Here is a 2,119-nt window from a genome sequence, read left to right as displayed (position 1 = left end):
ACACGCCCGAAGCCGCGCCCCCCGCCGTCAGCAGCGCGTCGACCGTCACCCCCTCGTGCAGCCGCACGCCCGCGGCCAGGACCGCGGCCCGCAGCGCCGGCACCAGGAAGCGCGGGTCGACCTGATGATCCTCGGCGCAGAACAGCGCGCCGGCGAGGCGTGCGCCGAGATGCGGCTCGCGCCGCCGCGCCTCGGCCGGGGTGAGCCAGTCGAGCATCACGCCGAGGCCATGCTGGTAGTCCGCGAGAAAGCGCAGCCGCGCCGCGTCGTCCTGCGTCAGCGCGACCTGCAGCGTCCCCTCGGTCCGCAGGCCGACCGGCAGCCCCGACTCCCGCGCGATCTCCGCCGCGAAATCCGGCCAGAGAAGCTGGCTCCGCCGGCACAGCGCGTGCAGCGTCTGCTCGCCCGGCTCCGCCTCCATGCCCGCGGCGAGCATCCCCGCCGCCGCCCGTGTGGCGCCCGCGCCGGCCACGTCGCGCTCGAAGACATCCACGACATGGCCGTCGCGCGCCAGGGCGCGGGCGATCGCCAGCCCGATCACCCCGCCGCCGATGATGGCGACGCGACGCACGGTCATGGCACCGCGTCCCTACTCCGCAGCCGGACGGGCATCCGGCTGCGCCACGTAGAGCGCGCCGCCCGCCGCCTTGAACTCGGCGCTCTTGGCGTCCATCGCCGCCATCCGCTCCGCCTCGGCCCGCAGATCCTGCGTGATGCGCATGGAGCAGAATTTCGGCCCGCACATGGAACAGAAATGCGCGACCTTGTGCGCTTCCTTGGGCAAGGTCTCGTCGTGGAAGGCACGCGCCGTGTCGGGATCGAGCGAGAGGTTGAACTGATCCTCCCATCGGAACTCGAAGCGCGCACGCGAGACGGCATCGTCGCGCAGCCTTGCGGAGGGATGCCCCTTGGCGAGGTCGGCCGCGTGCGCGGCGATGCGGTAGGTGATGACGCCGATCTTGACGTCGTCGCGGTTGGGCAGGCCGAGATGCTCCTTCGGCGTGACGTAGCAGAGCATGGCGGTGCCGAACCAGCCGATCATGGCCGCGCCGATCGCGCTGGTGATGTGGTCATAGCCGGGGGCGATGTCGGTCGTCAGCGGGCCGAGCGTGTAGAACGGCGCCTCGCCGCAGGTGGCGAGCTGCTTGTCCATGTTGGCCTTGATCTTGTGCATGGCGACATGGCCCGGCCCCTCGATCATCACCTGGCAGCCGTGGTCCCAGGCGATACGGGTCAGCTCGCCCAACGTCTCCAGCTCGGCGAACTGCGCGGCGTCGTTGGCATCCGCGATCGAGCCGGGCCGCAGCCCGTCGCCGAGCGAGAACGACACGTCGTAGCGGCGCATGATCTCGCAGATGTCGGCGAAATGCTCGTACAGGAAGCTCTCGCGGTGATGCGCGAGGCACCAGCGCGCCATGATCGAGCCGCCGCGCGAGACGATGCCGGTCACCCGCTTCGCCGTCAGCGGCACGTAGCCGAGGCGCACGCCGGCATGGATGGTGAAGTAGTCCACGCCCTGTTCCGCCTGTTCGATCAGCGTGTCGCGGAACACGTCCCAGCTCAGCTTTTCGACCTCGCCGTCAACCTTCTCCAGTGCCTGATAGATCGGCACCGTGCCGATCGGCACCGGCGCGTTGCGCAGGATCCAGCCGCGTATGTTGTGGATGTTGCGGCCCGTCGAGAGGTCCATCACGGTATCCGCGCCCCAGCGGATCGCCCAGACGAGCTTCTCCACCTCCTCCGCGGCGCCGGAAGTGACGGCGGAGTTGCCGATATTGGCGTTGATCTTCACCAGGAAGTTGCGCCCGATGATGACCGGCTCCAGCTCCGGGTGGTTAATGTTCGCCGGGATGATCGCGCGGCCGGCGGCAATCTCGCTGCGCACGAACTCGGGCGTGACGAAGGCGGGCAGCGCGGCGCCGAAATCCTCGCCGTCGGCACGCCGTGCCTCCGCCCCCTCGGCCATGGCGGCACGGCCGAGATTCTCGCGGTGGGCGACATAGATCATTTCGTCGGTGATGATCCCGGCGCGCGCGTATTCCAGCTGCGTCACCGGCGTGCCGGGGCGGCCCGCCCATACCGTCCGCACCGCCGGGCAGGGCGGCACCAGCCGCTCGCC

Annotated in this window: 2 protein-coding genes; both read right to left on the bottom strand. The window is 70.3% G+C overall.

Annotation, left to right across the window (positions count from 1 at the left end; genetic code table 11):
* On the bottom strand, positions 1 to 577 hold a 577-nt coding region (locus B8460_RS05475; RefSeq protein ID WP_048860572.1), incomplete at its 3' end, for an FAD-dependent oxidoreductase.
* A gap of 12 nt (positions 578 to 589) precedes the next feature.
* Positions 590 to 2,119, bottom strand: a 1,530-nt coding sequence (gene thiC / locus B8460_RS05470; RefSeq protein ID WP_048860571.1) for a phosphomethylpyrimidine synthase ThiC, incomplete at its 5' end; no start/stop codon positions are given.

This window comes from Acidisphaera rubrifaciens HS-AP3, assembly GCF_000964365.1.
GTDB classification, from domain to species: Bacteria; Pseudomonadota; Alphaproteobacteria; order Acetobacterales; family Acetobacteraceae; genus Acidisphaera; species Acidisphaera rubrifaciens.
The sequence above is the reverse complement of the archived record's forward strand: the minus strand, read 5'-3'. Positions and strand labels throughout refer to the sequence as shown.